The organism is Rickettsia sp. Oklahoma-10 (genome assembly GCF_039954865.1).
In the GTDB taxonomy this organism is placed as follows: Bacteria; Pseudomonadota; Alphaproteobacteria; order Rickettsiales; family Rickettsiaceae; genus Rickettsia; species Rickettsia oklahomensis.
This window is the reverse complement of record NZ_CP157197.1, coordinates 576,737-601,414: the sequence shown is the minus strand read 5'-3', so window position 1 is coordinate 601,414 and position 24,678 is coordinate 576,737. Positions and strand designations below refer to the sequence as shown.

Genomic DNA, 24,678 nt, shown 5'->3' with positions numbered 1-24,678 from the left:
GAGTATAAGAGAATCCTGCAAAATGTGGTGTCAAGAGTGGCAATGTTAAAGCTGTGTTTTTAGACCTTTATAAACTAACTTTATAAAAAAATATTATAATTAATAAAAATATAGCAACTGCCTGAAAAAAAACTCTTAAAGTCATTAGCTTTGAGCTAAATTTCTTATAAAATGTTCCTCTAATAACCATAGACACTACCCCTATAACAAAAACCATAAGGGTTAAACTAATCGCAATTAATAACCATATCATAATTTATTACTCAAGATATAACTTCTACACAAAGATTATGAACTTGTTGTTGTATGGATTAAGTGTTCCTATCATTGTGAGGAATATTATAAAGTAATTGACGAAGCAACCTGGTCACAAAATGCTAAAATTGGCATTTTTTATTATTCTTCTGAATTGTCACACTCCTTCCAGTCACTTGCTAATAACGACTTGGGTATCTAATACCACAAAACCTCTATAAGCTTGCAGGATGACAGAGGTGGAATCAAGCCACAGAACAACTATACCTATTTAGGCTGATCTAAATTCTCTTCCTCTAACTCATTCTCTTTTTCGCTTTCAGAAGTTTCAGCAATTAAAGAGACAGATACGACTTTTTCACCATCATCTAGTTTAAACAGGATTACACCACTAGTGTTACGTCCCGTAATACGCACTGACTCAAGTTTACAGCGAATTAACTTACCACTATTGGTGATCAGCATTAACTCATCATCCATTTTAACCGGTATAACGCCAACAACTAAACCAGTTTTGTCGTTAACATCCATATTGATTATACCGCTACCGCCTCGATCGGTAATCCTATAACCATATGCTGAACTTCTTTTACCAAAACCATTCTCGGTTACGGTTAAAATGAATTCTTCGGAATGTGCCATTTCCAAAATAGAATCTAGAGTTAAGCTTACGCCAAGTTCTTCAGGATTAAATACCCCCCCCTTAGCAATCTCAAGTCTTTGTTCCCACGGCACGGATAAATAAGCATCTCGATCCTCTTTTGTACTGCTAATACCTTTAAGCACAGTCATAGAAATCACGGAATCTTCTCCAACAAGCTTCATACCTCGTACACCGTCAGAAGTACGGCTTTTAATAACACGTAGCGATTCAACAGGAAATCTTAAAGCTTTACCGGCTTTGGTAGCAAGTAAAATATGCTCTTCTTCTTTACATGGCTTTACATCAATTAATTTATCGTCCTCATCAAGCCTAATAGCAATTTTACCGTTTGACTGAATCTTTTTAAAATCTAATAAATCGCTTCTTCTGATATTACCCTTGGCAGTTGCGAACATAATGTTTAAATTATCCCACTCATCTTGATTTTCAGGAAGTGGCATAATATTTGTAATACGCTCATTTTCTTTCAGCGGTAATATATTAACCATTGGTCTACCCTTACCTTGGGGATTACTTAAAGGCAGTTTATACAGTTTTAAACTATAAACCTGACCGATATTTGAGAAGAATAACATTGGGGTATGAGTGCTACCGACAAAAACCTGCGTGGTAATATCTTCATCACGCATTGAAAGTCCTGATCTTCCTTTACCTCCACGTTTTTGCGCACGATAGCTACTTAGAGGTACACGTTTTATATACCCTCCAAGCGTTACAGTTACTACCATTTCTTCACGCTGAATTAAATCCTCTATATCTTGATCAAATTCACCAAATTCAATTGAAGTAAGTCTAGGAGTTGCAAATTCTTCTTTAACTTTAATTAGCTCTTCTTTTAAAATTTCAAGTAAACGTTCACGCGAACCAAGTATATCAAGATATTCGGTAATTTCCATAGCCAGGTTCTTTAAGTCTTCTTCAAGCTTGTTTTTCTCCATCGCGGTTAGGCGTTGTAGTCTCATTTCTAAGATAGCCTTAGCTTGTACTTCAGTAAAGCTGCACTTACCATACTCATTTAGCATTGCTTTATCGTCAACCAGCTTTATAAGAGGTAGAATATTTAATGCATCCCATTTGCGTGCCATTATTTCTTGTTTGGCGGCATTTGGATCATTTGAAGCTTTAATAATACGTATTATTTCATCAATATTGCTAACGGCAATAGTCATCCCTAATAAAATATGCGCCTTATTTCTTGCTTTATTTAGCAAATATATAGTACGGTTAGTAATTACTAATTCCCTAAAACTAACGAAAGAATCAATTACTTCTTTCAAATTCATAACTTTCGGTAGTCCGTCTTTAAGAGCAAGCATAATAACACCAAAACTGGTTTGAAGCTGCGTACAAGCATATATTTGATTTAATACTACTTCAGCCTCTATATCTTTTTTTAGCTCAATAACAATCCTTATACCATCTTTATTTGATTCATCACGTAAATCGCTTATACCCTCTATACGTTTTACCTTAACCATTTCAGCAATCTTCTCAACGAGCCTTGCTTTATTTACCATATATGGTATTTCAGTAATAATAATTGCCTGACGGCTACTCCCTATATTCTCAATCTTAGCACGACCTCGTACAATGACACTACCTCTACCGGTAAGATATGCAGATCTAATACCGCTAATGCCTAAAATCATTGAACCTGTAGGAAAGTCCGGTCCTTTAACGACTTCGAGTAAATCTAAAATCTCTATATCGTTATTATCTATATATAAACAACAAGCATCAATCACTTCACCAAGATTATGAGGAGGAATATTAGTTGCCATACCGACGGCAATACCGCCGCTACCGTTAACCAATAAATTTGGAAACATTGCAGGAAGTACCGACGGCTCTTCTTCAGAACCGTCATAATTAGGATTAAAGCTAACGGTTTCTTTATCGATATCTTCTACAAGTTTATGTGAAACCTTTGCCATACGAGATTCGGTATATCTCATTGCCGCCGCTGCATCACCGTCCATTGAGCCAAAATTACCCTGTCCGTCTACAAGCGGTAAACGCAAGGAAAAATCTTGTGCCATACGTACTAATGAGTCGTAAATTGCACTATCGCCATGTGGATGGTATTTACCCATCACGTCACCGACTATTCTAGCGGATTTTCTATAAGGTTTGCTAGCATGATTACCAGCTTCATGCATAGAATATATAATTCGGCGATGTACCGGCTTTAAGCCGTCCCGAACATCGGGTATAGCTCTACTTACTATAACACTCATAGCATAATCAAGATAAGATACTTTCATCTCATCTTCGATATTTACTGGTATTAAATTAGGAGAATATTTATCAGTCACAATTACTTAGCCTTAAATTTTACTTAATGAATTATAAAGACATAATAAATTTCTTTCAAGGATTGCTTGTATTTATAATTGTAAGAATTAACAAACCTCTATATATTATTAGAGTTCTATAAAGAATCTATTTCTATTCTTTTTAGCTACAAATTATAAGATTTTTTTGAACTAGGAGTAATTATTATTGCAAAGATCTTATTAATTTTCCTTCACAGCACCTATAATTATTTTATTCTTTCAATGAACTTTATGCTATTCTTTCTTACATCTACCATTAACTGCTCTTCTAACGTTTGTTTAAACTTAGATTTAAGTTTCTTTAAGTGTTTATTTTTCTTAGAAATTGGTTATATTTTAGATAATAATTTATTTTTTGATTTAACATACAGTTGCTCCCGATTAGTTAAACTTAAGTCGCTTAAGTTTCAACCACTAAAGATTTTAACCTCGGATGGTTGTCAGGGCGGTCGTTAGAAAACCATCACACAACAGTTATAATAGCTTTTAAGTTATATAGTGTACACAAATATAGCTAAAATCACCACAACCCTAATAAATTCGAAGATTACATTACTTTATGGTTAATGTATGCTAACTGCAATTTATAGTTTCTTCCCCGGAATAATATTACTGCTATTCTTGCAAGAATTCTAACTTAATACTTTTAAAAATCACCTAGGCTCTGTAAACATTTCTAAAATAATTTCATTATAACTCTTTGTTTGTGTTCTGATAAATCAATATCGTATTCGTATTAACGAATCAGTGGCGTATATGTTTTATTTGACATGATAGCAATACTCATAATGTACATATTGCAGATTATCATTAAGGAGATATTTTTATGAATTAATTACTGAATCTTATCACACACAGCAAGATATTTAGAAGTATAATTTATAAAACCTTTCAATATAAGTCACAATAGATCAGCTCGTTATATTGATTTACTACCAAGCCATATTCATGACTATATTACATGGCAAAAGATCAATTACTACTGCTATGTTACGGCATAGTAAATATTTTCAAACTTTATCTCAAATGTGAATTAATTTACAACCTCACACGATGATTTAGAGCTTACAGAACATTAAAGAGTGGCTTATATAAAGATCAGATTTGTACTATCACAATATATCTAGGCCCTTTGAAGGAAAATTAATGACTTCCTAGCTTACTCCGAATTAGTATTAATAGCTGCACTATAGTATATAAATATCCAGTATTTCACCTCCTTAGTAAATTTATAAGGAGATTTTATATAAATAAATTTTTTTGCGTCTTACTTCTTTATGTGATTAGGTAGTATATAACATGTAATCTATATTCTTCTTGATCCTTAGAATCCTTATTATTATGGAGTACTTATACAAAGATGTTATAGCCTTTCATCTAAAAATGATGTAATATCTTCTTTAATTATCTCTATAAATAAACTACTTAACTCTTGATCACCTGCTAACTCTTCCTGCAAAATCACCTTATATCATCTAAATTTAAATAGGATTTTTCTAAAAAAGAATTAATTCTCAATGCTAGACTTTTAAGGTTTTTCATATTGTTATATGTTTAGAAATAATGAGTCTGATTAGAAAAAGAACTACACTTAATTTAAGAAAAGAATTTAATACAAGATATTTTTATTGATCAAATATCATTAATTTCTATAGAATTGAGTTTACATTAAATATTATTTTAGTAGTAACATTTATTTCAACTTAACACCTATATCTAAAAATTTAAATAATTAATATTTAATATCTTGTCATAAGAAAATTAATAAAATTGTTGTTGAAACAGCCACTCCTAAAATAGGAATTAGAGTATAATAATTTATATATTATTATACTTAGGGTAATAATCCTGCCCTAATAAATCAGATTGAGGAATGTTGCAATTATATTCATATACACCTAAATAAGCTTGTAATTCATTCTCTTTTTTCATAGAGTTTTAAAATTTTTCAACTAATTTACCTTTACAACTTACTTTATATAAGTGGTTTCTTTAAAAAAGATGTATTTTTTCTTCACTATGAAAGTAATCCTTAAATTCACTATATTTTTTCAGTAAATTAGAGATAAATCCTACAAATTTTTAATTGAATGTTAATAACTAAGGTTTAAATTTACTTAATAGATTTTTTATATTCTAAGGCTAGAAAATAGTCTTTTCAAGTTCTGCAGTCATATGTATTGATTTTATAAATATTATCCTTAATTCTTATAAAATTTTTATCCTTTACTTTAAAAAGTGTATTTACTTACTAAAGCTTATACCCTCATTTTGTAATTCAAATTTTTGATTTTCAGTTAATTACAATCCTAATTTATTTGTTTCAACAATATATTAGGCAAAATTACTAAATGTTTTTTAGTAATTATTTCTTTTTTAACTGTTTTTCCAATTTTAATCTTAATTAATCAACTTGCTTATATATCACAAGCAATTCTGATTTTAATTTATTAATAACTATCTACACTTTATTTGAGCAAGGAGTAGTTATTTCATTTTGGCTTTTACTGTTCAACTTATTTAATTCAATAATTTTAATATTAGCTTGTATCTGATCTATAACTTCCTTATAAATATGTTTTTTCCACTGTATCGCTTCTAATTCAGCATCTAGCTCCCGCTTACTAAACAATTTCGTAAATACAGGAAGCTATGAACCAAAAGCCATGTCTTCTAATTATAGTCTAATAATTTCATATTCTATGCTACGTATCTATGTTGTAATACGATAATATTATTTAAGTTGAAAATGATTAAGGTAAATTAATAGTAGTTAATACTTACTAGCGTAATAATTGAAAAAGTAATACTAAATATTAAAAAATAATTTGACTATTTTAAAAAAATTTCATAGTATTATTAATCAGCTCAATCAATAATACTAAAATATGAAAACAGCCTTTATTTTCCCTGGTCAAGGATCACAATTGATTGGCATGGGAAGAGATTTTTACGATAATTTTAAGGCAGCTAAAGAAACATTTCAAACCATCGATGAAGCACTAAACCGAAAACTTACTGACATAATTTTTAATAGTACTCCTGAGGAACTAACACTAACTACCAACACACAACCGGCATTAATGGCGGTATCTATGGCAATAATAAATACTATCAAGGCTGAAACCGGTAAAAGTTTAGATAGTCTTTGTGATTATGCTGCTGGTCACTCTCTAGGTGAATATAGCGCTCTCTGTGCTACTGAAAGTATTAGCCTTACAGATACTGCAAAACTACTTCATGTACGTAGTACATCTATGCAAGAAGCATGTCCAGAAGATGAGGGAAGCATGGCAGCTTGTATCAATATTCCGCTTCAAAAGCTTGAAGAAATATTAAAAGATATAAACAAAATAAATTTATGCCAAATAGCCAACGATAACATCGACGGGCAAATAGTTATTAGCGGCAAAGTAGATGCTATCGATTATGCTATAAGCATAATTAAAGATTTAGGTTATAAAGCGATCAAGCTGAAAGTGAGCGCTCCATTTCACTGTAGTCTAATGAAACCTGCAGAGAATCAAATGCAACTGGCACTTGATAAAACAGTAATTAATAAACCAATAATACCTGTGATTCAGAATTATACTGCAAAACCTGCTACTAATCCCCTAGAAATCAAACAAAATTTAATTCTTCAGATATGTGGACGAGTTAGATGGCGTGAAACTCTAGAACTATTTAATACGCTAGAAGTCACGCATATAGTAGAAATAGGAGCTGGAAATGTGTTAACAAATATGCTCCGAAAAATCAATTATCCAAATATGCTCCGAAAAATCAATTATCTATTTAACTTAAGTAATATAGAGGAATTACAGCATTTTTTAGACAGAGTGAACAAATAATGCTTTCTAATCACCTCTAATTTATAAAGCTTTTAAATTAACTTTATATGCAAATTAGTTTTAGTTTTTTAAGCAATCACTAAGATTTTAACTGTTGACTGAAAAAGCTATCCAAATGGGAGAAAAAGAGCTTGTAAATTTTTTAGCTTGAGAAAATAATAATACTACATTCTTAAAAGAAGAGTATTATAGTACCCGAGGAGACATTTACAAAGGTGAATATCTGTGCTATATTCTTCCTTTTAATCAAATAAAATATATGAGTTTGTTACTTACCAATATTTATATTGGTACTTGATTATCTGAACCAAAATACAGTAAAAAATATGCTGAGAAATAATTTTAAAGATATATAATCCAGACATTGTAATAATGTATAATACATAATTAAAAACTATAAAATAACATATATAAATAGCAAAAGGTAAAAAATTATTAGCTTTGCAGATTCAAGTATTAAATCTACACATCATACAGATGAAGAATTAAAATATATACGTAACATATTACATGATATTAGAAAACTAGATAGCAAGCTAATAACAGATTTATCAAATATCATCAATTTTATTTTATAACTTAGTGTACAATCCTTTTTATAGCTAAACGTTTTGAAGAGCTACAAATGTTTATCAAAATTTAGATAAAATTAACTTTTACTGTCACAAAAATATGATTCAAAATGCCAACCAAAACATCATAAAGGTGTTATAAATATTAAAGCGATACTCTGGAATAGATTTTTAGTTAAATATCAAAAATTATTTAATAATCTTAGTGAAGAATCTTCAAGAATATTCTTCAAGAATATTATTTAGCATCTGTGGTGATAATAATGATTTTATAAAATCATTGCTTTCAGACTCTCTCTCGTAATGTAGAAATGCAAACTAAAACCATAACCTATGTGGTGGATAACATTGCAGATTATGATTCTTGTCATATAACTCGGCTTTTTAATATTTGTAATAATGCGACAAAACTTAAAATAGTAAAATTATTCACCTTCAATTCTATCTCTCTCGATTTAGAAAAACTAAATGAAATTGTAAAATATATGACAAATACATATAAAGGTGATAAGGATTCTATTTGTCATATAACCACACAACTTGTTGATATTTGTGCAAATACAATAAAACCTGAAGTTCTAGAATATTTTATTCTTTAGAACCTTAGAAGGATTACCTATAATAATGATATGCTTCCTATGGGTGGGTAAAGTTTCTTCAAAACTACTAAACTATGATTATACATAATATTTATAATTAGTAATAAAAATTCTAAAATAATTCTAGAAATTGTATAATTTAGATGATATAAAGTTAAGCCATAAACGGAGAGGTGGCCGAGTGGCCGAAGGCGACGGTTTGCTAAACCGTTATACGGGTCATACCGTATCGAGGGTTCGAATCCCTCTCTCTCCGCCAACTCAATTTAAAGTATTATGTCTTTTATTTTATTTTCTTTAATGCTTAGTATACTTATCTAGTAAAATCCTAATCATTTTTTGATCAGGAATATGGGCAGCAGCTGCCTGGCCTTTACTTTAAACAATTTTACACTTTCTTTGCTTAACAAAATAGTTACTTTTACTACATTATCTTTTAATAATAACTCTTTAGGATACAGTAAAATCTTTGACTATTTTTATTGCACCCATTTTTCCAGTCAGTGTATTTTGTTTTTTGCTCATAAATCCTCTTACCCTTTTGTAGGTATCCTTCTCCAAAAATTCTTATATGGTTATCTTGAAACAAAAATATCTTTTCTCGGTAATACTATGGTCTATATCTCTAAAATTATTCTTTATTATTCTATAAACCCTTTCTGGGTTGTATAAAAACTTACATTATACTTCTGGGTATTAATTTTATTTTTTTCATCATCCTATTTAAAATAGGAGTACGTTTTTAACCTATCACCATTAATTGAATAATAGTTTGCTTTATATTAAGAGTTAATGATTTATATTAATAAATAAACTATAGGTTTTAAATTAAAGCATAACAAGGCTTAAACGCTGCCTGAATAAAAACTAACCTGACCTCCTCACAAGTTCGCATAATGTTCCACGCTCTCAACCAATCTGGAAAACCAAACACTTCTTGCAGTTTATCGAACGGGTAAGCCTGTATCATCAATTTATATTATAGATGTATTCCTAAATGCAAGACTGATTTAATATAAACAATCTTTCACATGTATTACTTGTTAAACTAGACCTTGGATTTTCTAAAAGGCTTGAAGAGGGTGTTTATAAAACTTTCTCTATCTTTAGGGTGATTATAAGATTAGCCTACTTGTTGATATTATGGTTTTATTACTCTAGTGCTGCAACATTAACATTTATTTCTCAGCATCTTGATAAATTTTTTCTAATATTGTTAAGTGTTCATTTATTATTTGTATGGCTTCTTTGATTAAAGACTCTGCTATTTTTGACTTTATTTTCTTTTTTAAGCTTTTCTTTGATTCTACTTGTTTATATTTGCTAAAAATAAATAATTGAGTGGTCTATTATTGCTTCCAGTTACTGAATTGAGTTCAGTTTTAACAACTGAAGAGCATACCCCTTGGTGGTTGGGAAGCGTCAAAAAAAAAAATGTTACCAACATGTAGGAAAAAATACTTCATTTAAGTAGTACTGCCATATATAGCATAAACTTAAAATATTCCAGGAATGTAACGATAGATATAAACCCTACAGCTTCCTTTTGTTTTTTAGTTAAATTTCTCTTTCTTCATAACCCGGCATAATTTCTTTACAACAAATTAAATTGTAAAGAAACTGATACTGTTTTATTAAAGTCAATAGGAAATTTCACTTTACACTATAAATAAGAAAATAAAGTACAACTTAATACACTTTATAAGGATTGTAATGTATATCTTTACTAAGAATAGCGTCTAAACGTCTGGAAAGTGTTATTAATTGTTTCAATAATTTAAAATCTTTATGATAAACCTCAAACTTACTCTGATTCACCTATTATTTTAAGAGGGCTGGTGCGTATTTCTTCAGATTCTATTAAGACGATACCAGTTCATAATGTTATCTGCATTATATTTAATAGGATTGCACTAATAGGGATGAAGAGTCAATTCTCCTACTAATTAATTTGTTAAAATTTCCATTGTTTTGTTCTTTATAATTAAAGTTCAATTTTATTTAATCATTTTCTATCCAATATTTTAGCATGCCTACTTATTTTAGAGTTGCAAATCTCACATTGAAACAACCTTCTTTACCAGTTCTAGATACTAAAACCACATGGATTGGAGCTGTATCTATTTGCTTCAATATATCTCCAAGACTCATATCTCGGCTTATTATATCCTGTGTCTCACCAAATCACCCTTACACTGCTTATTTTAACAAAGAGTAATTTATATGCTCCGTCCTCAGAATGAATATGTGTATAAGAAATAATTAATCCTGCAAGCTTACTGTAACTTCTTGAAATTATTATCATGTTTACTTTTTAAAAAAATTTTTTAGATCACTTTCTCTTGCTCTTTCATCACTTAACATAAAGTTAACTTTTATACCAAGATAATATACTTGCGAAAATCAATGTAAATACATAATTAAAAATTAATTTATACAAATATTTATTTTATATTTTTACTATGCTTTATGTATTAAAATTTAAGTTCCTTTATAATATAATTGGTATAGAGTTTTATACCAATTTATCGCTTTGATCAAAAAAAATTTACTCATGCTCTATTAACGGCACAATAAATATGTGATAAACAAACTAATTGAAAGAAAAATAAGTACAATATACAGCAATTAATCATTTTCAGATTTCAAAGCAAAAAATACTATCGTTGGTAGCTATAGCTAGAATATAGTAAAAATATGTTTTTCAATCAATAAATTATACTCTATCTTAGTTGCAAGTCTTACAGCTATGATTATAGTTTTTATGCATCAATTATCTTATTACAAACAACAAATTATTAATCAGGACCTCAAAATAATAACTAATAACTGCCTAAAATATTTTTTATATAAACTTCTTAACAAGAACTGCTATAGGACATCCTACTCTTGAAATGATTAAATCATACTTCAAGTTCAAAACTGAAAATAGATTTGGTTGAATTTAATGATTTTAGTGTTTCTTACCATTTATTGCCAAATGAAGAAACGATTTTATTAATTAATGATTCAATATTAATTGCTGATTGAGTATATCTTATTTCTTCATTATCCGCTAAATTTTCATCATCATGACCGGGTACGATCAAAATATACTTACCTCCAAGTAACCCACTGGTGACTACTTGAGCTTTAGAATCTTTAGGTATTTTAACATCATCATTAATATTTAGATATATACTTGCGTAAAAGCTATTTGGATCTAAAGTAATTTTCTTTACACTACCAATTTTTATACCTGAAATCATCACATCGCTTCCGACTGCTATACCCTCTGCACTCTGAAAATTAGCAGTTACCTGATAACCTTTTGAGTGAGTAATAGAACTACCTGTTTTGTAGGCAAAAATCAAAAATAGTACAGCAATAATTAATACTACAAATCCGATAATTGTTTCAATAATATTCTGTTTCATTGTTTTTTATATTTTATAAAATTAATTACGGTTGCCATCTATTATATTTAAGACTTGATGTTTTAGGCAGCTTTTTTTTAGACATTTTCCCAAACTCTACTTCTAGAGGTAATTCATACATCAATCCAACACTCGCATCCTCATGCATGTTTATGTACGCTGCGGTGCTGTGTTTCGCGTCTCCTTTAAATTCCCCTCTATAAGAGAATTTGGCAAGATGTCTATTATCATGTTGCCATGGAAAAAGCTGAATATTTTTTGGTATCTCATTTACTAAATGATGTAACCAAGCATGCCAACTTGGTGCAATTTTTTCAGGTTCATTTACATTTTTATAAATAACAAATCTCCTTGGACGTCCTAAATAATCAATATTACGGCTTTCATAATATTGATTCAAAAACTCATCTTCTCCTACTTTTTTGTGAAAAAAAGTAATAAAAACCTTATTTATCCACGACATTTTAAAATTTCTATAGCAGTTCGTCTTGCTTGCACTGCAAGCTTATCGGCAACAATATTACCACTATTATTTGAATGACCTTTTACCCATTTCCAAATAATAGTATGTTTACTTAATTCTGCGTATAATTTTTTCCATAAATCAGCATTTTTAACAGGTTCATTGTTGCTTTTACACCAATTATTTTTTACCCAATTATGAATCCAAGCTGTAATTCCTTGTTGCAAATATTTACTATCAGTATAAATCTCAACATTACAAGATTTGTTCAAAATCCTCAATGCTTCAAGTGCTGCCGTAATTTCCATACGATTATTAGTCGTATCTAATTCATAACCTAATATTTCTTTGCTAGTATCATTAAATTGAAGTAAAGCTCCCCATCCTCCGGGACCAGGATTACCTGCACATGCACCATCAGTATATATAATTACTTTCGATATATTCTCTTTCAATATTTTAACGGAGCTTAGGTTTAGAAGAATTACGAAACTTATCTAACATTATAACATTTGGATTTGGAGATAATAAAGTCTTGCAACTTTTATTATTACTTATTTCCTCTTCATATTGCTGATTTTCTTGTACATTTAACGACTGATTAAAAGTTAAACTATAATTATTATTAGAATCAATAAAACTGATAAGCGCATCAAAAGGTATGTAAATTATTTCTTTAACACCGTAAAAACTTACCGTTAAAGAAAAACCTGTATCATTTACTATTAAATTTTCAAACTGATATTGCAGCACTATTGTTATTTGTTTTGGATATGCTTGTTTAACTTTTAAGGGTAAAATTACTGCAGGATTATCAGTTCTATATGATATATATATCAACTGATCCCAATATAAATTTTCATGCTGAATTTTTGTAAGAATTTTTTTCACAAATTCTAGCATATATTTATTCACAAAATTTTTATATTCAGTATTCATATGAGAAAAGTCAAATATACACTTTAAAATAAATAAAAATAGGTAGACACAGTTTATTTAGGAAAGAGGAATAGGTCTTGCAACTGATAACCACAGTATACATACTAAGTACGTGAGTTAGGATTATCAGCAAAAGACTTTATTACCCATTTTTCAAATTAAACAAGTATACGTGAGGATTTTTCTGTTGCCCGGCAAACCCCCAAGCCGCGTAGGTTTAAGCTGCAGCTAAAGCTGGAGCACCTACATAACGAGTGTTATCGTTTGCGTTTCTTTATTTTGACCCATATGGCAAAAGCCATCGGCGGAATCATACCGAGTAAAAGCAATTTTTTTTAAGCACGTCGATCCTATTTCGCCCCCCAAATTATTATTGTGGTGGCTTGTTCTATGTCATTCCTGCGAAAGCGGGAATGACATAGAACATATATAACACTTACATATTGGTGGAGGCGTCGGGTACTGCCCCCGAGTCCGCAACCTCTATTCTAAATTACGTTTATTACTATAGCTATACTAGCACCTAGTATTATGCCTTAATTTGATCAAAATGTAAAGGTCAAATAAGAATTCTAGATTTATATTAAAAATGCACTTATAATAAATGTTTAGACTTCTAAATTAAAAATTTAATTATGCTACCAAATCTTGGAATTATCGCAGGCAAAGGTTTATTACCTTACTTAATAGCCAATAATTATACTAAGCAAGGCGGTAAATGTTATATAGCGGCAATTAAAGGCGAAGCCAATATAAACCAAATTAAAAATTTTACATATAAAGTTTTAAAAATCGGTATGGTTGGAGAAACCATAAAATATTTTAAGGAGAATAAGGTACAAAATATTATTTTTATAGGTGGAGTTAATAGACCAAATTTTAAAAATTTAGCTGTAGATAAAATAGGCAGCTTATTGCTTTTCAAAATACTTGAACAAAAAATTCGAGGAGATGATAGTTTGCTAAAAACAGTAGCAGATTTTTTTGAAAGTTATGGTTTTAAAGTAATTTCAAGTAACAAAATATATAAAAATCAACAATATGACTCCAATATTATAACCGATACTAACCCTACGAGTTCAGATAAAAACGATATTGAGCTTGGAATAAAAATATTAAATCATTTAAGTCCATTCGACATTACACAATCGGTTATAGTTGAAAGTGGCTACATACTTGGTATAGAAGCTGCCGAAGGGACTGATAATTTAATAGCGAGATGTGCAGATTTACGTAAAAATCCTCATGAAGGAGTGTTAGTAAAAATACCAAAACTAGGTCAGGATACAAGGCTAGATATGCCGACGATCGGTCCAGATACTATACAAAACCTTGCGAAGCATAATTATAGTGGTATAGCAATCAAAGCAGATGAAATGATTGTAGTCGAACAAGAACTAACTGTAAAACTCGCCAATAAACATAAAATTTTTATAGCAAAATGTTAGCAATATGTATTACCGGTAGCTATGCATCAGGAAAAACTTTTATTTTGGATTATCTAGCAGAGAAGGGATATAAAACTTTTTGTGCCGATCAATGCATAAAAGAATTATATCAAGATTTAAGCGTACAAAATCAAATCTTGACATTACTACCTGAACTTGAGTATTTCAATATCAGAAAAATCAGTAATTTAATCTACAATTATGACCTATCTAGAGAGAAATTACAAAATTTTATTTACCCATTACTAATAGATAAACTCATTTTATTTAAAAAAGAAAATGCTAATTCCAAATTTGTTTTTGCTGAAATACCTCTACTGTATGAAGCTAAATTTGATAAATATTTTGATTTTGTTGTAACAATATATTGCTCTGAAGAAGTAAGAATGCAAAGAGCGATAACAAGATCTTCATTTGATATAGAAATTTATAATAAAATCGGAGAAATTCAACTATCACAAGAGAGTAAAATAGAAAAAGCAGACTTTTCTATCAATAGCGGCGTTGATATGTTAAACTTAGAGCAACAAATAAGTAATTTAATAAAAAAGTTAGAATGTCAAGTTTAAGAGAAATAATTTTAGATACTGAAACTACAGGACTCGACCCAAGACAAGGTCACCGAATCGTTGAGATTGGTGCTATTGAGATGGTAAATAAGGTATTAACAGGTAGGAATTTTCATTCTTATATTAATCCTGAGCGAGACATACCGTTTGAGGCTTATAGAATTCACGGCATTTCCAGTGAATTTTTGAAAGATAAACCGCTATTTCATAAAATAGCCGATGATTTTTTAGAGTTTATCTCAAATAGCAAACTTATTATTCATAATGCTCCTTTCGATATTCAATTTCTAAATCATGAATTATCATTATTAAAGAGAGCTGAGATTAAACTCTTGGAACTAGCAAATACTATTGATACTCTTGTGATGGCCAGAAACATGTTTCCGGGAGCAAAATCTAATCTTGATGCATTATGTAAAAGATTTAAAGTGGATAATTCCGGTAGACAACTTCACGGTGCTTTGAAAGATGCAGCATTACTTGCAGAAGTGTATGTAGAACTAACAGGCGGTAGACAATCTACTTTTAAGATGGTTGATCAATCTATTGGAATAAATAATTTAGCAATTAATCAAGTAAAGCATAAAACACGACAAACTACTATAGTTATTAAACCTACAAAAGAAGAACTACAAAAACATAAAGATTTCATAAATAAGATTTTAACACCGGCTTAAATTGTGATACTAATGTCATTCTTGCGGAGGCATTATTGTGCATTTAAAAACGCACTCAGTGTCATACTGTGGTCAAACCGCGGTATTATGAACAGCAAAAAAAATTGATCTACTCAGAAATGACATTAGGTAACCATGACTAACAAAACTAATTTAACAAATTTTTTTGTACTTATAACCTTTATAATATTTATCTCTTTAGGCTTGTGGCAGCTTAGTCGTTTAAAAGAAAAGAAATTATTTTTAGCATCAATGCAAGCTAATCTAATCTCACCTGCAATTAACTTAGAAGAACTAGGTAGTAATTTAATTTATCGTAAGGTAAAAATTACCGGTCAATTTTTGCCTAATAGAGACATATATTTATATGGTAGGCGATCAATGGCGAGTGAAAAAGACGGATATTATTTAGTGACTCCCTTTAAAACTGTAAAAGAACAAATTATTTTAGTAGCACGAGGCTGGTTTAGTAATCGCAATAAAAATACTATTACACAAGCAACCAATGATCAAAAACATGAAATAATTGGTGTTATTATGCCTTCCGAAAAAACCCATAGTTACTTACCTACCAACGATATAAAAAATAATGTGTGGCTAACGTTAGATTTAAAAGCTGCATCCGAAACGTTAGGGTTAAATCTAGAGAATTTTTATATTATCGAGGAAGGAAAAGACATTAGCAATTTAGATATTTTATTACCTCTTGCAATAAGTCATTTAGCAGCTATTAGAAACGACCATTTAGAATACGCCCTAACTTGGTTTGGACTTGCTATTTCCTTAATTGTAATTTATGTAATTTATAGGTGTCGTTAAATACATAACTTTTGACAAACGTTCTGATGTCACCCCGTTGCCTATACCAAGGTATCCAGAACAATAATTCAAAATACTAAATAATATTAGTATTTTAAGCTGGCCCCCTTGGTCAAGTCACAGGATAACAAAGGATAAATTGATCCAAGCAGAAACGACATTGGATCTTACAATATAGAAAAAATAATAATGCGTGATTTACAAAGAGAAGCGTCTGATCCTAATTATTCAGTTTGGGTATCGGCATCAGCAGGTACCGGTAAAACCAAAATCCTAATCGATCGGTTCTTACGCTTATTGATCAAAGGAGTAGAACCTTCACATATTTTATGCATTACTTTTACTAATGCTGCTGCCATAGAAATGCAAGCAAGGATTAATAGCAAACTTCAATATCTTTCTCTTTGTAATGTAGAGAAACTAGAAGAAGAACTTTTTTTAATGCTAGGCAATAAACCGTTGCAACAAGAAATAGAAAACACAAAAACTTTGTACGATAAAATATTAAATAGCAATGAATCTTTAAATATCTATACCATACATGCTTTTTGTCAAAAAATCCTTAAAACTTTTCCTTTAGAAGCAGGTATCACACCAGAATTCAATATTCTTGAAGAAACGACACTACAAAATATCTTCCTAAATATCAGAAATGAAATTTACTTAAGCGATGAGCATAATGACTTAATTAAAATTTTACTTAACTGTTTTCATGAAACAACTCTGCAAGATATTTTTACTGAAATCATAGAGCAGAAAATTAAATTTAGAAAGTTATTTACTCATAAAACTATTCCGGAAGAAATACAAAATAAAAGATTAGCATTAGGAGAATTAAATAATATTTATGATAAAGTAAGAAACTTATTTGTAAATTATGATTTAGAAGTAGAACCGAAAGAAATTTTTTTTACCAAAGACGGGAAAAAACGTAAAAGACTTTTATCGCAAGAATTAATAAAAAAATATCCTAAATTATTGCTAGAGCTAGAAAAAATTACCTCTGAAATTTACCGCTTAGATGAGCTACGGCGCATAGAGGAACTAGAACATCATACGAATTTACTTACTAAACTTGCTTATATTATTTTAAAAAAGTACGATTCATATAAAGACGAAAATAATTTACTCGATTACGACGATTTAATTTACTACACCGAAAAATTACTAAATAATAAAGCTACACACAAATGGTTGCTGCATAAGCTAGAGAGTGAAATAAATCATATTATGGTTGATGAAGCACAAGATACAAGCTCCCAGCAGTGGAATATTATTACGACTTTAATAACAGAATTTAATACCATAGATAAGCCAAATAATAGCATTTTTATAGTAGGTGATGATAAACAATCCATCTTCAGTTTTCAAGGTGCCGATCTTCGTAATTTCAGCTTAGTAAATGAACAACTAAAAGCAAACCTTACAAAGGCTAATAAGAAATTCAAAAATATCACCCTTGAATATTCATATAGATCATGTGCAGAGATTTTACAATTTACTCACTATGTTTTGAAAAATATAAAATCTGATTACCCTAATTTATTCTTTCCGGATAATCCTTTAATATCCTCATTTCACACATATCAAGGTATAGTAGAGGTTTGGCCTTTAGTGACCAGTGAAAAACAAGAAGAACTTTTTTGGGCATTGCCTGAAGATTATAAAAACTCTAAATCTGCAGCTGATTTACTTATAGAAAAAATTGTAAATTTCATAAAAGAAAAAATAGAAAACAAAGAAATCTTGCCCTCAATCTGTGCAATGAATAGCAGTTATACGAAGAGCAAGGAGTCTGTAGTAAGTCAAGGAGCGGGACATATAAACGTTCAGCATCCTAGGGCTTACAAAGATTACTCAGCCAAATTGTCAAGTTCATCGAGTATATCTGAAAAAGATTTTATGATACTAGTACGAAAGCGAGATGAATTTAGTAATAATTTGATAAAAGAACTTAGTAAAGCTAAGCTTAAGACTGAGATAAGTGATAGAATTAATCTTAAAGATCATTTATCAATAATGGATTTAATGTCCGTGGCTAAATTTGTGTTATTACCTGATGATGATTTAAACCTTGCCTGCTTACTTAAATCACCAATTATTGGAATAAATGAGCAGCAATTATATGAACTTCTTATAAATAAAAAAGATGAAAGCCTGTGGGATACGCTATCCTTATACCTTAATATATATGAAAAATTAAATTCCTTAATTGAGATTTATAAAACCTCAACCGCTGAGAATTTTTTTACTCTAGTCATTAATAGTCTAAATTTGCGTGAACTCTTAAATGTTTATAACGGCGATGATAGCGATGACATGATAAATGAGTTATTAACATTAAGTAGTAATTACGCGAATGATATAGATAATTCTTTGCAAGGATTCGTTGCTTGGTTTGAAAATAATGATATATATATTAAACGTAATATGGAACATTCGGATAAAATAAGAGTAATGACTGTACACAGCTCTAAGGGACTTGAAGCCCCTATTGTTATACTATGTGATTCTACTTCTTTACCAGTAAGCAGCAATAAATTTATTTGGAATGATAACGGGGAAATGTTTTTTTCCGCAAATGCTTCTGATACTCCACAATTTTTACAAGAACTAAAAGAAGCTAAAAACCTAAAAGACCTACAAGAATATATAAGACTACTATACGTTGCAATGACGAGAGCTAGAGACCATCTAATTATATGCGGCTTTAGTAATAAATCTGCTACTTCTGGAAACTCTTGGTATGAAATAGCTAAAGATACTTTTGATAAATTTTGCAAGTAATAGTTGTTTAAGGTATAATATGTTATTAAAATGCACATATAATTTTAAATAGCGTCTTATGTTGAAAAATTTAGAAAATTCTTTTTACAATAAAGCAAAAATTAAAATAAGTTTATTACCGATTCTATTATATGCAGCAGTTGAAGAAGATAATATTTTCAAACGTAAGGAATATATTTACATAGAAAATGTGACATAAGCGAAAGATATTAATAGTATAACACTCCGCATCATGCTTATAAAAAAGGTAATAAGGAAATAATAAAAATATTATTAAAATAGAAAAAGCTTTTATTAAGATACAAAATTTAAAAGAATGTGTTCCAACTTGGCAATATTATCAAAATGAAGGACGTAAATGAATTTAGTAGTTAACTTCTCTATAGTTAGATCTACGATTTTGCCTGAAGAAAATCAACTTGAGATACAGTATCACTTATATAATATATAAAACTGCAATATTGTATCTCAAATGTAATAATTTTTTATTCTCTGTATAAACAGAAAAAGAATTAAGCTAAAAGATTAGCAATAATACTTAGAAACTATTCAGCATATACCAATTTATATTGATAAATTCTCATGTATTCCTGAATTTTTATATTTTATTAATGAACTCGCAATACAAAATAAATTATCTAACTATGATGCTTCTTACCTAGAATTTACTATAAGGCCCAATGCTAAAATAACCATTTCCAACAAAATATAATAAACATTCTATTGAAGTATTAAAATAATTATGTCATGCCATGACTTGATCAGGATAGTATGATACTCCAAGATTTCTTTAAGGTTTGCATGAATTAGCTGTTCGGTTTTAGCATCAAGCAAGCTAGTGACTTAGTCAAAAACATATATTGCAGGATTTTTTAGGATTGTTCTTACTATCTTGTTTCTCACCACCCGAAAGCTTTAATTCTCTCTCGCCTACCTGTGTATCATAGCCTTCAGGTAGCATACTAATAAACTCATGAATATGAGCATTTTGATGCTACTATAACTTAATCAAAGCTTGCTGCATTATTACCGTATGCGATATTTTAATATATTGTATCGTTAAACAATACTTATCTTGTGGAATAATGCCGATACATTTACAAAGAGATGGTTGCGTAACTTCTACTATATATTTTTCGCCTATAGCAATACTACCACTACTAATATTGTAAAACCCATAAAACAAGCATGATATAGTCGATTTACCTGCTCCACTACTACCCGAATCTGCTAAGATTTTGCCGCTGCCAATCATAACGCTTATGTTAAAAATCAGATGTTCCTGATTATAAGCGAACCTAATATTATATTGAAACTAACCTCGCCTTTTGAGATAATTAGTTCTTTAGCGTTTACAGCATTCTGCACTTCTACCGTTACATCAAGCACATTAAACATATCTTCCATACTAACTAGAATATTCTTAATTTCTCTATAAGCAAAGCCAAGTATTAACAGTGGAATTGACAATTGAAATACTATTAAATCACTAACAGTCTTTATATTTTAGTTAATAGAGCATTTGCCGAAAGCATCATTAAAGAAACAAGTCCTAAGTATATAATAACATCCTGCCCGATATTTAATCGATAGACTATTAGTAGTGTTAGTGGCTGATCTTTCATAAGTTTGTAAAACCTCATGAAATTTTATTGCCTCATATTCTTCATGACCAAAATATTTAACGGTTTCAAAATTCAACAAACTATCAATTGCCCTATTATGAAAGTGTTATCGCTTTGGTGCATTTCCCTTGTAAATGAAATCCTACAAATGCTAATTAGAAAAGTATAACCAACATAAACCATCATTGTTATTAAAAGTCACGGCAAACCATATACTGTAAACATACTATGAACATCCAACTTAAAAGTACGATTTTTACAATTGTCGGACAAATATTATAGTGAATGAATACCACAAAACTGCTTCAATACCTTTAGTACCACACTCTATATAATCTACTTAAGCCTCCTGTTCTTTCGGGTAATATGTAAAAACGCATACTTCAATTATGCATATGTTTAAAAACATTTAGAACAACTAAGTGAGCGCCTGATGCCCTACTTTTGAAAAAATGATATTTTGCAGCTCACTGAAAATGTGTACAAGTATTTTAAGTACCGCCTAAAAAAATAATCCCAATAATAACTGAAAGAACAAAGTCTATATTTCCGTCTATATAATATATTTATAAACAACCGGAACAAAAATATTGATTATTTTTGCTATGACTAAAATAAGAAAGAAGTAGATAGAATGAATTTTTATGATTGTTGTTTTTGAACATTACTATTAAGGTTTGTGTGAATTGCATGTATATAGTTTTGCCATCCAGGAAGCATATAGGTGTGACTCGATATCATTCTTGCGTAGACGAGAACCCGAAACAATACTCCCACTAAATTTCCCCAATTAACATTAAGTTTTTTTCCAACTACGACGCCACTTCTTTAATGCTTTTTCTCTAGCAGAAGGCCCTTTAATATCAGCAAATTCTTATATATTATATATAAACAATCTTTATAACATCATATTTTGCCCTAAATCTCTTTTGACTACTTTTTTGCTTATGTTCATAAATACGGCGTAATATATTATTAGTAATACCAATATACAAAGCACCATTGCGATTAGAATATAATATGATACCGAATACATTTTTATTTATTTTTTCTTGATTCCTGTCTATACGGAAAGGCATTGTTACATGATGCCAACCCTACCACCTCCGGCGACTTGTGTGCTAGATCAAAATACAAAATTATTAGTATTGTAAGCTGTTTTTTGGATACCGTAGTCATCAAACCACATTATGACATCAAACAAGTGTTTCAATCCACACAACATACTTACACGGACATGATAATAGCACTAGCTCTTTTACTTCCTACACACCAGCAGCAGTCGGATTCTTCTTAGGCTGTCCTTCTAACAACTTATCAAGCCTGCCTTCTTCATTAAGCTTCTGTAAATCATCATTACCACCTATATGAATATTATCTATAAATATCTGCGGAACAGTTCTGCTACCACCAACTTTCTTTATGAATTTTTCTTTCTCTTCCTGAGTAAACCCACTTACTTCAATTTCCTCATAAGCCACCTCTTTATTATCAAGTAACGCCTTAGCTTTGATACAATAAGGACAACTAGCGAGAGTATAAATAATGATCGTATGTAACATATTTTTATTCATAATTGTTATATTTTTTTGTTAGATTTTAATATATTATCTTAAACTATAATTTTTAAAGCAAGTAAAAATGCATGAATCATTTTTCTATTATCTCAGAATATAAACCAGCAGGTGATCAACCAAAAGCAATAGATGAAATTATAGCAGGATTAAATAGCAAGAAACGTTCCCAAATGTTGCTCGGTATTACAGGATCAGGTAAGACTTTTACTATGGCGAATATTATTGCAAAAACAAATCGCCCTACTCTTATTATGGCACATAATAAAACTTTAGCTGCGCAAATTTATTCAGAAATGAAATCTCTTTTCCCGCAAAATGCTGTTGAATATTTTGTCTCATATTATGATTATTATCAGCCTGAGGCTTATATAGCACGCACTGATACTTTTATAGAAAAAGACTCATCAATTAATGCACAGATTGATTTAATGCGTCATTCCGCTACAAGATCACTATTAGAAAGACGCGACGTTATAGTAGTTTCTTCTGTTTCATGTATTTACGGGCTTGGCTCTCCTGATTTATATTACCACATGACAGTTAATTTAGAATCAGGCAAAAGTTACCCTCGTGATAAACTACTAAATGATTTGGTCAATCTGCAATATGAACGTAACGATATTGGGTTTGAACGTGGCTGCTTTCGGGTTAAAGGTGATAATATCGATATTTTTCCTTCACATTATAGCGATAAAGCTTGGCGTTTATCGTTTTTCGGCAATGAACTCGAATATATACATGAATTTGATCCCCTAACAGGTACAAAACTTGCTAAACTTGATAAAGCTATGGTCTTTGGTAATTCACATTTTGTGATGCCGCAAGAAACAGTAAATAAAGCTATATCAGATATTCAGGAGGAGTTACAAAAACGCTTAGCATTCTTAAAGTCACAAGATAAACTTCTTGAAACCCAAAGACTAAATCAACGTACTCAATACGATCTTGAAATGTTAACCGAAACCGGTAGTTGTAAAGGTATTGAAAATTATTCGAGATTCTTTACAGGGCGTAATGCCGGCGAGCCACCACCAACGTTATTTGAGTATCTACCAAAAGATGCATTATTATTTGTTGATGAAAGCCACGTATCCGTACCACAAATTAGAGCGATGTATAACGGCGATCGAGCAAGGAAAAAAGTGTTGGTAGAGCATGGGTTTCGTCTGCCTTCTGCTCTTGATAATAGACCTTTAAAATTTGCAGAATGGGAAAAATTTAGACCGCAAACCATTTTTGTATCTGCAACCCCGGGACCATTCGAGTTAGAAGAAACTGGTGGCCGCGTAGTAGAATTAATTATCAGACCGACAGGACTGCTTGATCCCGAATGTATTATAAAACCTGCTACTAACCAAGTTGAGGATTTAATTAGTGAAATTCAAACCACTATCACTAAAGGTTTTCGTGTTTTAGTCACCACCTTAACAAAAAAAATGGCAGAAGATTTAACTACCTATTTGCAGGAACTAAAATATAAAACCTCTTATTTACATTCTAATGTTCATACACTTGAGCGTCTTAAAATATTAAGAGATTTAAGACAAGGGACTATAAATATTTTAGTAGGTATTAATTTGCTTCGTGAGGGGCTCGATATCCCTGAATGCGGTTTAGTAGCCATACTAGATGCTGACAAGGAAGGGTTTTTACGGTCGGAAGTATCATTAATACAAACAATTGGAAGAGCTGCACGCAATAGCGAGGGCAGAGTAATACTTTATGCCGATCAAATGACTAAATCTATTGATAAAGCTGTTAGTGAAACAATGCGTAGACGACAGATTCAACAGGAATATAATGAAAAATATGGCATAATTCCAAAAACCATTAACCGTGCTATTCACACTTTAACTACACTTAAAAAAATTGATAGTAAGCTTGATAAACAACAAGCTCATATTTTATTTGATAACCCTGCTAAACTAAAAGCTCATATTGACAAATTAAAAAAAGAAATGCTTAAAGCGGCAAGTAATCTTGAATTTGAACAAGCCACAACACTTCGTGATCAGTTAAAAACTCTAGAAGAGACAGCATTGGAATTGAGCTAACATTTTTATTTAATGTCAAGAGAGCAG

16 protein-coding genes, 1 tRNA gene, 1 other RNA gene and 4 pseudogenes are annotated in these 24,678 nt (G+C 30.3%); 11 read left to right on the top strand and 11 right to left on the bottom strand.

The window, feature by feature from the left end; genetic code table 11:
- Window positions 1–67: 67 nt before the first annotated feature.
- A complete protein-coding gene (locus tag AAGW17_RS02695) occupies window positions 68–253 on the bottom strand; it encodes an HIG1 domain-containing protein (RefSeq protein ID WP_347938532.1) in 186 nt (61 codons plus the stop codon).
- Window positions 254–522: 269 nt separating this feature from the next.
- Window positions 523–3,234 (bottom strand): DNA topoisomerase (ATP-hydrolyzing) subunit A, encoded by a 2,712-nt coding sequence (gene gyrA, locus AAGW17_RS02690; RefSeq protein ID WP_347938531.1) that lies wholly within the window; start codon window positions 3,232–3,234, stop codon window positions 523–525.
- Between the two features lie 2,909 nt (window positions 3,235–6,143).
- Here gyrA and fabD point away from each other — a divergent pair.
- The 3 genes from fabD (at window position 6,144) to AAGW17_RS02675 (ending at window position 8,536) form a co-directional block, all read left to right on the top strand.
- Window positions 6,144–7,106, top strand: coding sequence for an ACP S-malonyltransferase (gene fabD, locus AAGW17_RS02685; protein ID WP_347938530.1), 963 nt, complete (start codon window positions 6,144–6,146; stop codon window positions 7,104–7,106).
- 883 nt (window positions 7,107–7,989) lie between these two features.
- On the top strand, window positions 7,990–8,277 hold the full coding sequence (locus tag AAGW17_RS02680; protein ID WP_347938529.1) for a hypothetical protein: 288 nt from the start codon (window positions 7,990–7,992) through the stop codon (window positions 8,275–8,277).
- Between the two features lie 167 nt (window positions 8,278–8,444).
- Window positions 8,445–8,536, top strand: a tRNA-Ser gene (locus tag AAGW17_RS02675).
- A gap of 38 nt (window positions 8,537–8,574) precedes the next feature.
- Here the strand turns inward: AAGW17_RS02675 and AAGW17_RS02670 are convergent.
- The 6 genes and pseudogenes from AAGW17_RS02670 to ssrA form a co-directional block, all read right to left on the bottom strand.
- Window positions 8,575–8,866, bottom strand: a pseudogene (locus tag AAGW17_RS02670) (hypothetical protein).
- Between the two features lie 2,374 nt (window positions 8,867–11,240).
- Complete coding sequence (gene mlaD, locus AAGW17_RS02665; protein ID WP_347938528.1) at window positions 11,241–11,693, bottom strand: outer membrane lipid asymmetry maintenance protein MlaD; 453 nt, start codon at window positions 11,691–11,693, stop codon at window positions 11,241–11,243.
- Window positions 11,694–11,718: 25 nt separating this feature from the next.
- Window positions 11,719–12,156 (bottom strand): NADH-ubiquinone oxidoreductase subunit NDUFA12 family protein, encoded by a 438-nt coding sequence (locus AAGW17_RS02660; RefSeq protein ID WP_347938527.1) that lies wholly within the window; start codon window positions 12,154–12,156, stop codon window positions 11,719–11,721.
- On the bottom strand, window positions 12,144–12,611 hold the full coding sequence (rnhA, locus tag AAGW17_RS02655; protein WP_347938526.1) for a ribonuclease HI: 468 nt from the start codon (window positions 12,609–12,611) through the stop codon (window positions 12,144–12,146). Before rnhA ends, AAGW17_RS02660 begins: the two co-directional genes overlap by 13 nt.
- A 4-nt stretch (window positions 12,612–12,615) precedes the next feature.
- Window positions 12,616–13,095, bottom strand: coding sequence for an SspB family protein (locus tag AAGW17_RS02650; RefSeq protein ID WP_347938525.1), 480 nt, complete (start codon window positions 13,093–13,095; stop codon window positions 12,616–12,618).
- A 173-nt stretch (window positions 13,096–13,268) separates the two neighbouring features.
- Window positions 13,269–13,656, bottom strand: a transfer-messenger RNA (tmRNA) gene (gene ssrA, locus AAGW17_RS02645).
- 74 nt (window positions 13,657–13,730) lie between these two features.
- Here ssrA and AAGW17_RS02640 point away from each other — a divergent pair.
- The 7 genes and pseudogenes from AAGW17_RS02640 to AAGW17_RS02615 all read left to right on the top strand — a co-directional run bounded on the left by AAGW17_RS02640 (window position 13,731) and on the right by AAGW17_RS02615 (window position 19,594).
- Window positions 13,731–14,543, top strand: a complete 813-nt coding sequence (locus AAGW17_RS02640; protein WP_347938524.1) for an LpxI family protein — start codon at window positions 13,731–13,733, stop codon at window positions 14,541–14,543.
- Window positions 14,537–15,112, top strand: coding sequence for a dephospho-CoA kinase (gene coaE / locus AAGW17_RS02635; RefSeq protein ID WP_347938523.1), 576 nt, complete (start codon window positions 14,537–14,539; stop codon window positions 15,110–15,112). Before AAGW17_RS02640 ends, coaE begins: the two co-directional genes overlap by 7 nt.
- Window positions 15,100–15,789, top strand: a complete 690-nt coding sequence (gene dnaQ / locus AAGW17_RS02630; RefSeq protein WP_347939375.1) for a DNA polymerase III subunit epsilon — start codon at window positions 15,100–15,102, stop codon at window positions 15,787–15,789. Before coaE ends, dnaQ begins: the two co-directional genes overlap by 13 nt.
- Before the next feature lie 135 nt (window positions 15,790–15,924).
- Complete coding sequence (locus tag AAGW17_RS02625; RefSeq protein ID WP_347939374.1) at window positions 15,925–16,608, top strand: SURF1 family protein; 684 nt, start codon at window positions 15,925–15,927, stop codon at window positions 16,606–16,608.
- A gap of 189 nt (window positions 16,609–16,797) precedes the next feature.
- Window positions 16,798–18,360, top strand: a pseudogene (locus AAGW17_RS05255) (UvrD-helicase domain-containing protein); the annotation flags it as partial.
- Between the two features lie 117 nt (window positions 18,361–18,477).
- Window positions 18,478–19,395: pseudogene (locus tag AAGW17_RS05250) on the top strand (3'-5' exonuclease); the annotation flags it as partial.
- 58 nt (window positions 19,396–19,453) lie between these two features.
- Window positions 19,454–19,594, top strand: coding sequence for a hypothetical protein (locus AAGW17_RS02615; RefSeq protein WP_347939372.1), 141 nt, complete (start codon window positions 19,454–19,456; stop codon window positions 19,592–19,594).
- Between the two features lie 560 nt (window positions 19,595–20,154).
- Here AAGW17_RS02615 and AAGW17_RS05245 read toward each other — a convergent pair.
- From AAGW17_RS05245 to grxC, 3 genes and pseudogenes are all read right to left on the bottom strand, one after another.
- Window positions 20,155–21,685 (bottom strand): annotated as a pseudogene (locus AAGW17_RS05245) (ABC transporter transmembrane domain-containing protein); the annotation flags it as partial.
- A 216-nt stretch (window positions 21,686–21,901) separates the two neighbouring features.
- A complete protein-coding gene (locus tag AAGW17_RS02595; protein WP_347939368.1) occupies window positions 21,902–22,099 on the bottom strand; it encodes a GIY-YIG nuclease family protein in 198 nt (65 codons plus the stop codon).
- A gap of 186 nt (window positions 22,100–22,285) precedes the next feature.
- Window positions 22,286–22,594 (bottom strand): glutaredoxin 3, encoded by a 309-nt coding sequence (gene grxC / locus AAGW17_RS02590; RefSeq protein WP_347939367.1) that lies wholly within the window; start codon window positions 22,592–22,594, stop codon window positions 22,286–22,288.
- A 71-nt stretch (window positions 22,595–22,665) separates the two neighbouring features.
- Between grxC and uvrB the strand changes: the two genes are divergently transcribed.
- Window positions 22,666–24,651: an excinuclease ABC subunit UvrB gene (gene uvrB, locus AAGW17_RS02585; RefSeq protein WP_347939366.1), complete on the top strand. Its 1,986-nt coding sequence runs from the start codon at window positions 22,666–22,668 to the stop codon at window positions 24,649–24,651.
- Window positions 24,652–24,678: the final 27 nt, after the last annotated feature.

Excerpts from the sequence above, each read along its gene's own strand:
- AAGW17_RS02695 (WP_347938532.1), bottom strand. The coding sequence starts at position 253 with ATGATATGGTTATTAATTGCGATTAGTTTAACCCTTATGGTTTTTGTT.
- fabD (WP_347938530.1), top strand. The coding sequence starts at position 6,144 with ATGAAAACAGCCTTTATTTTCCCTGGTCAAGGATCACAATTGATTGGC.
- AAGW17_RS02680 (WP_347938529.1), top strand. The coding sequence starts at position 7,990 with ATGCAAACTAAAACCATAACCTATGTGGTGGATAACATTGCAGATTAT.
- mlaD (WP_347938528.1), bottom strand. The coding sequence starts at position 11,693 with ATGAAACAGAATATTATTGAAACAATTATCGGATTTGTAGTATTAATT.
- AAGW17_RS02660 (WP_347938527.1), bottom strand. The coding sequence starts at position 12,156 with ATGTCGTGGATAAATAAGGTTTTTATTACTTTTTTTCACAAAAAAGTA.
- AAGW17_RS02650 (WP_347938525.1), bottom strand. The coding sequence starts at position 13,095 with ATGAATACTGAATATAAAAATTTTGTGAATAAATATATGCTAGAATTT.
- AAGW17_RS02640 (WP_347938524.1), top strand. The coding sequence starts at position 13,731 with ATGCTACCAAATCTTGGAATTATCGCAGGCAAAGGTTTATTACCTTAC.
- coaE (WP_347938523.1), top strand. The coding sequence starts at position 14,537 with ATGTTAGCAATATGTATTACCGGTAGCTATGCATCAGGAAAAACTTTT.
- dnaQ (WP_347939375.1), top strand. The coding sequence starts at position 15,100 with ATGTCAAGTTTAAGAGAAATAATTTTAGATACTGAAACTACAGGACTC.
- AAGW17_RS02625 (WP_347939374.1), top strand. The coding sequence starts at position 15,925 with ATGACTAACAAAACTAATTTAACAAATTTTTTTGTACTTATAACCTTT.
- AAGW17_RS02615 (WP_347939372.1), top strand. The coding sequence starts at position 19,454 with ATGTTGAAAAATTTAGAAAATTCTTTTTACAATAAAGCAAAAATTAAA.
- AAGW17_RS02595 (WP_347939368.1), bottom strand. The coding sequence starts at position 22,099 with ATGCCTTTCCGTATAGACAGGAATCAAGAAAAAATAAATAAAAATGTA.
- grxC (WP_347939367.1), bottom strand. The coding sequence starts at position 22,594 with ATGAATAAAAATATGTTACATACGATCATTATTTATACTCTCGCTAGT.
- uvrB (WP_347939366.1), top strand. The coding sequence starts at position 22,666 with ATGAATCATTTTTCTATTATCTCAGAATATAAACCAGCAGGTGATCAA.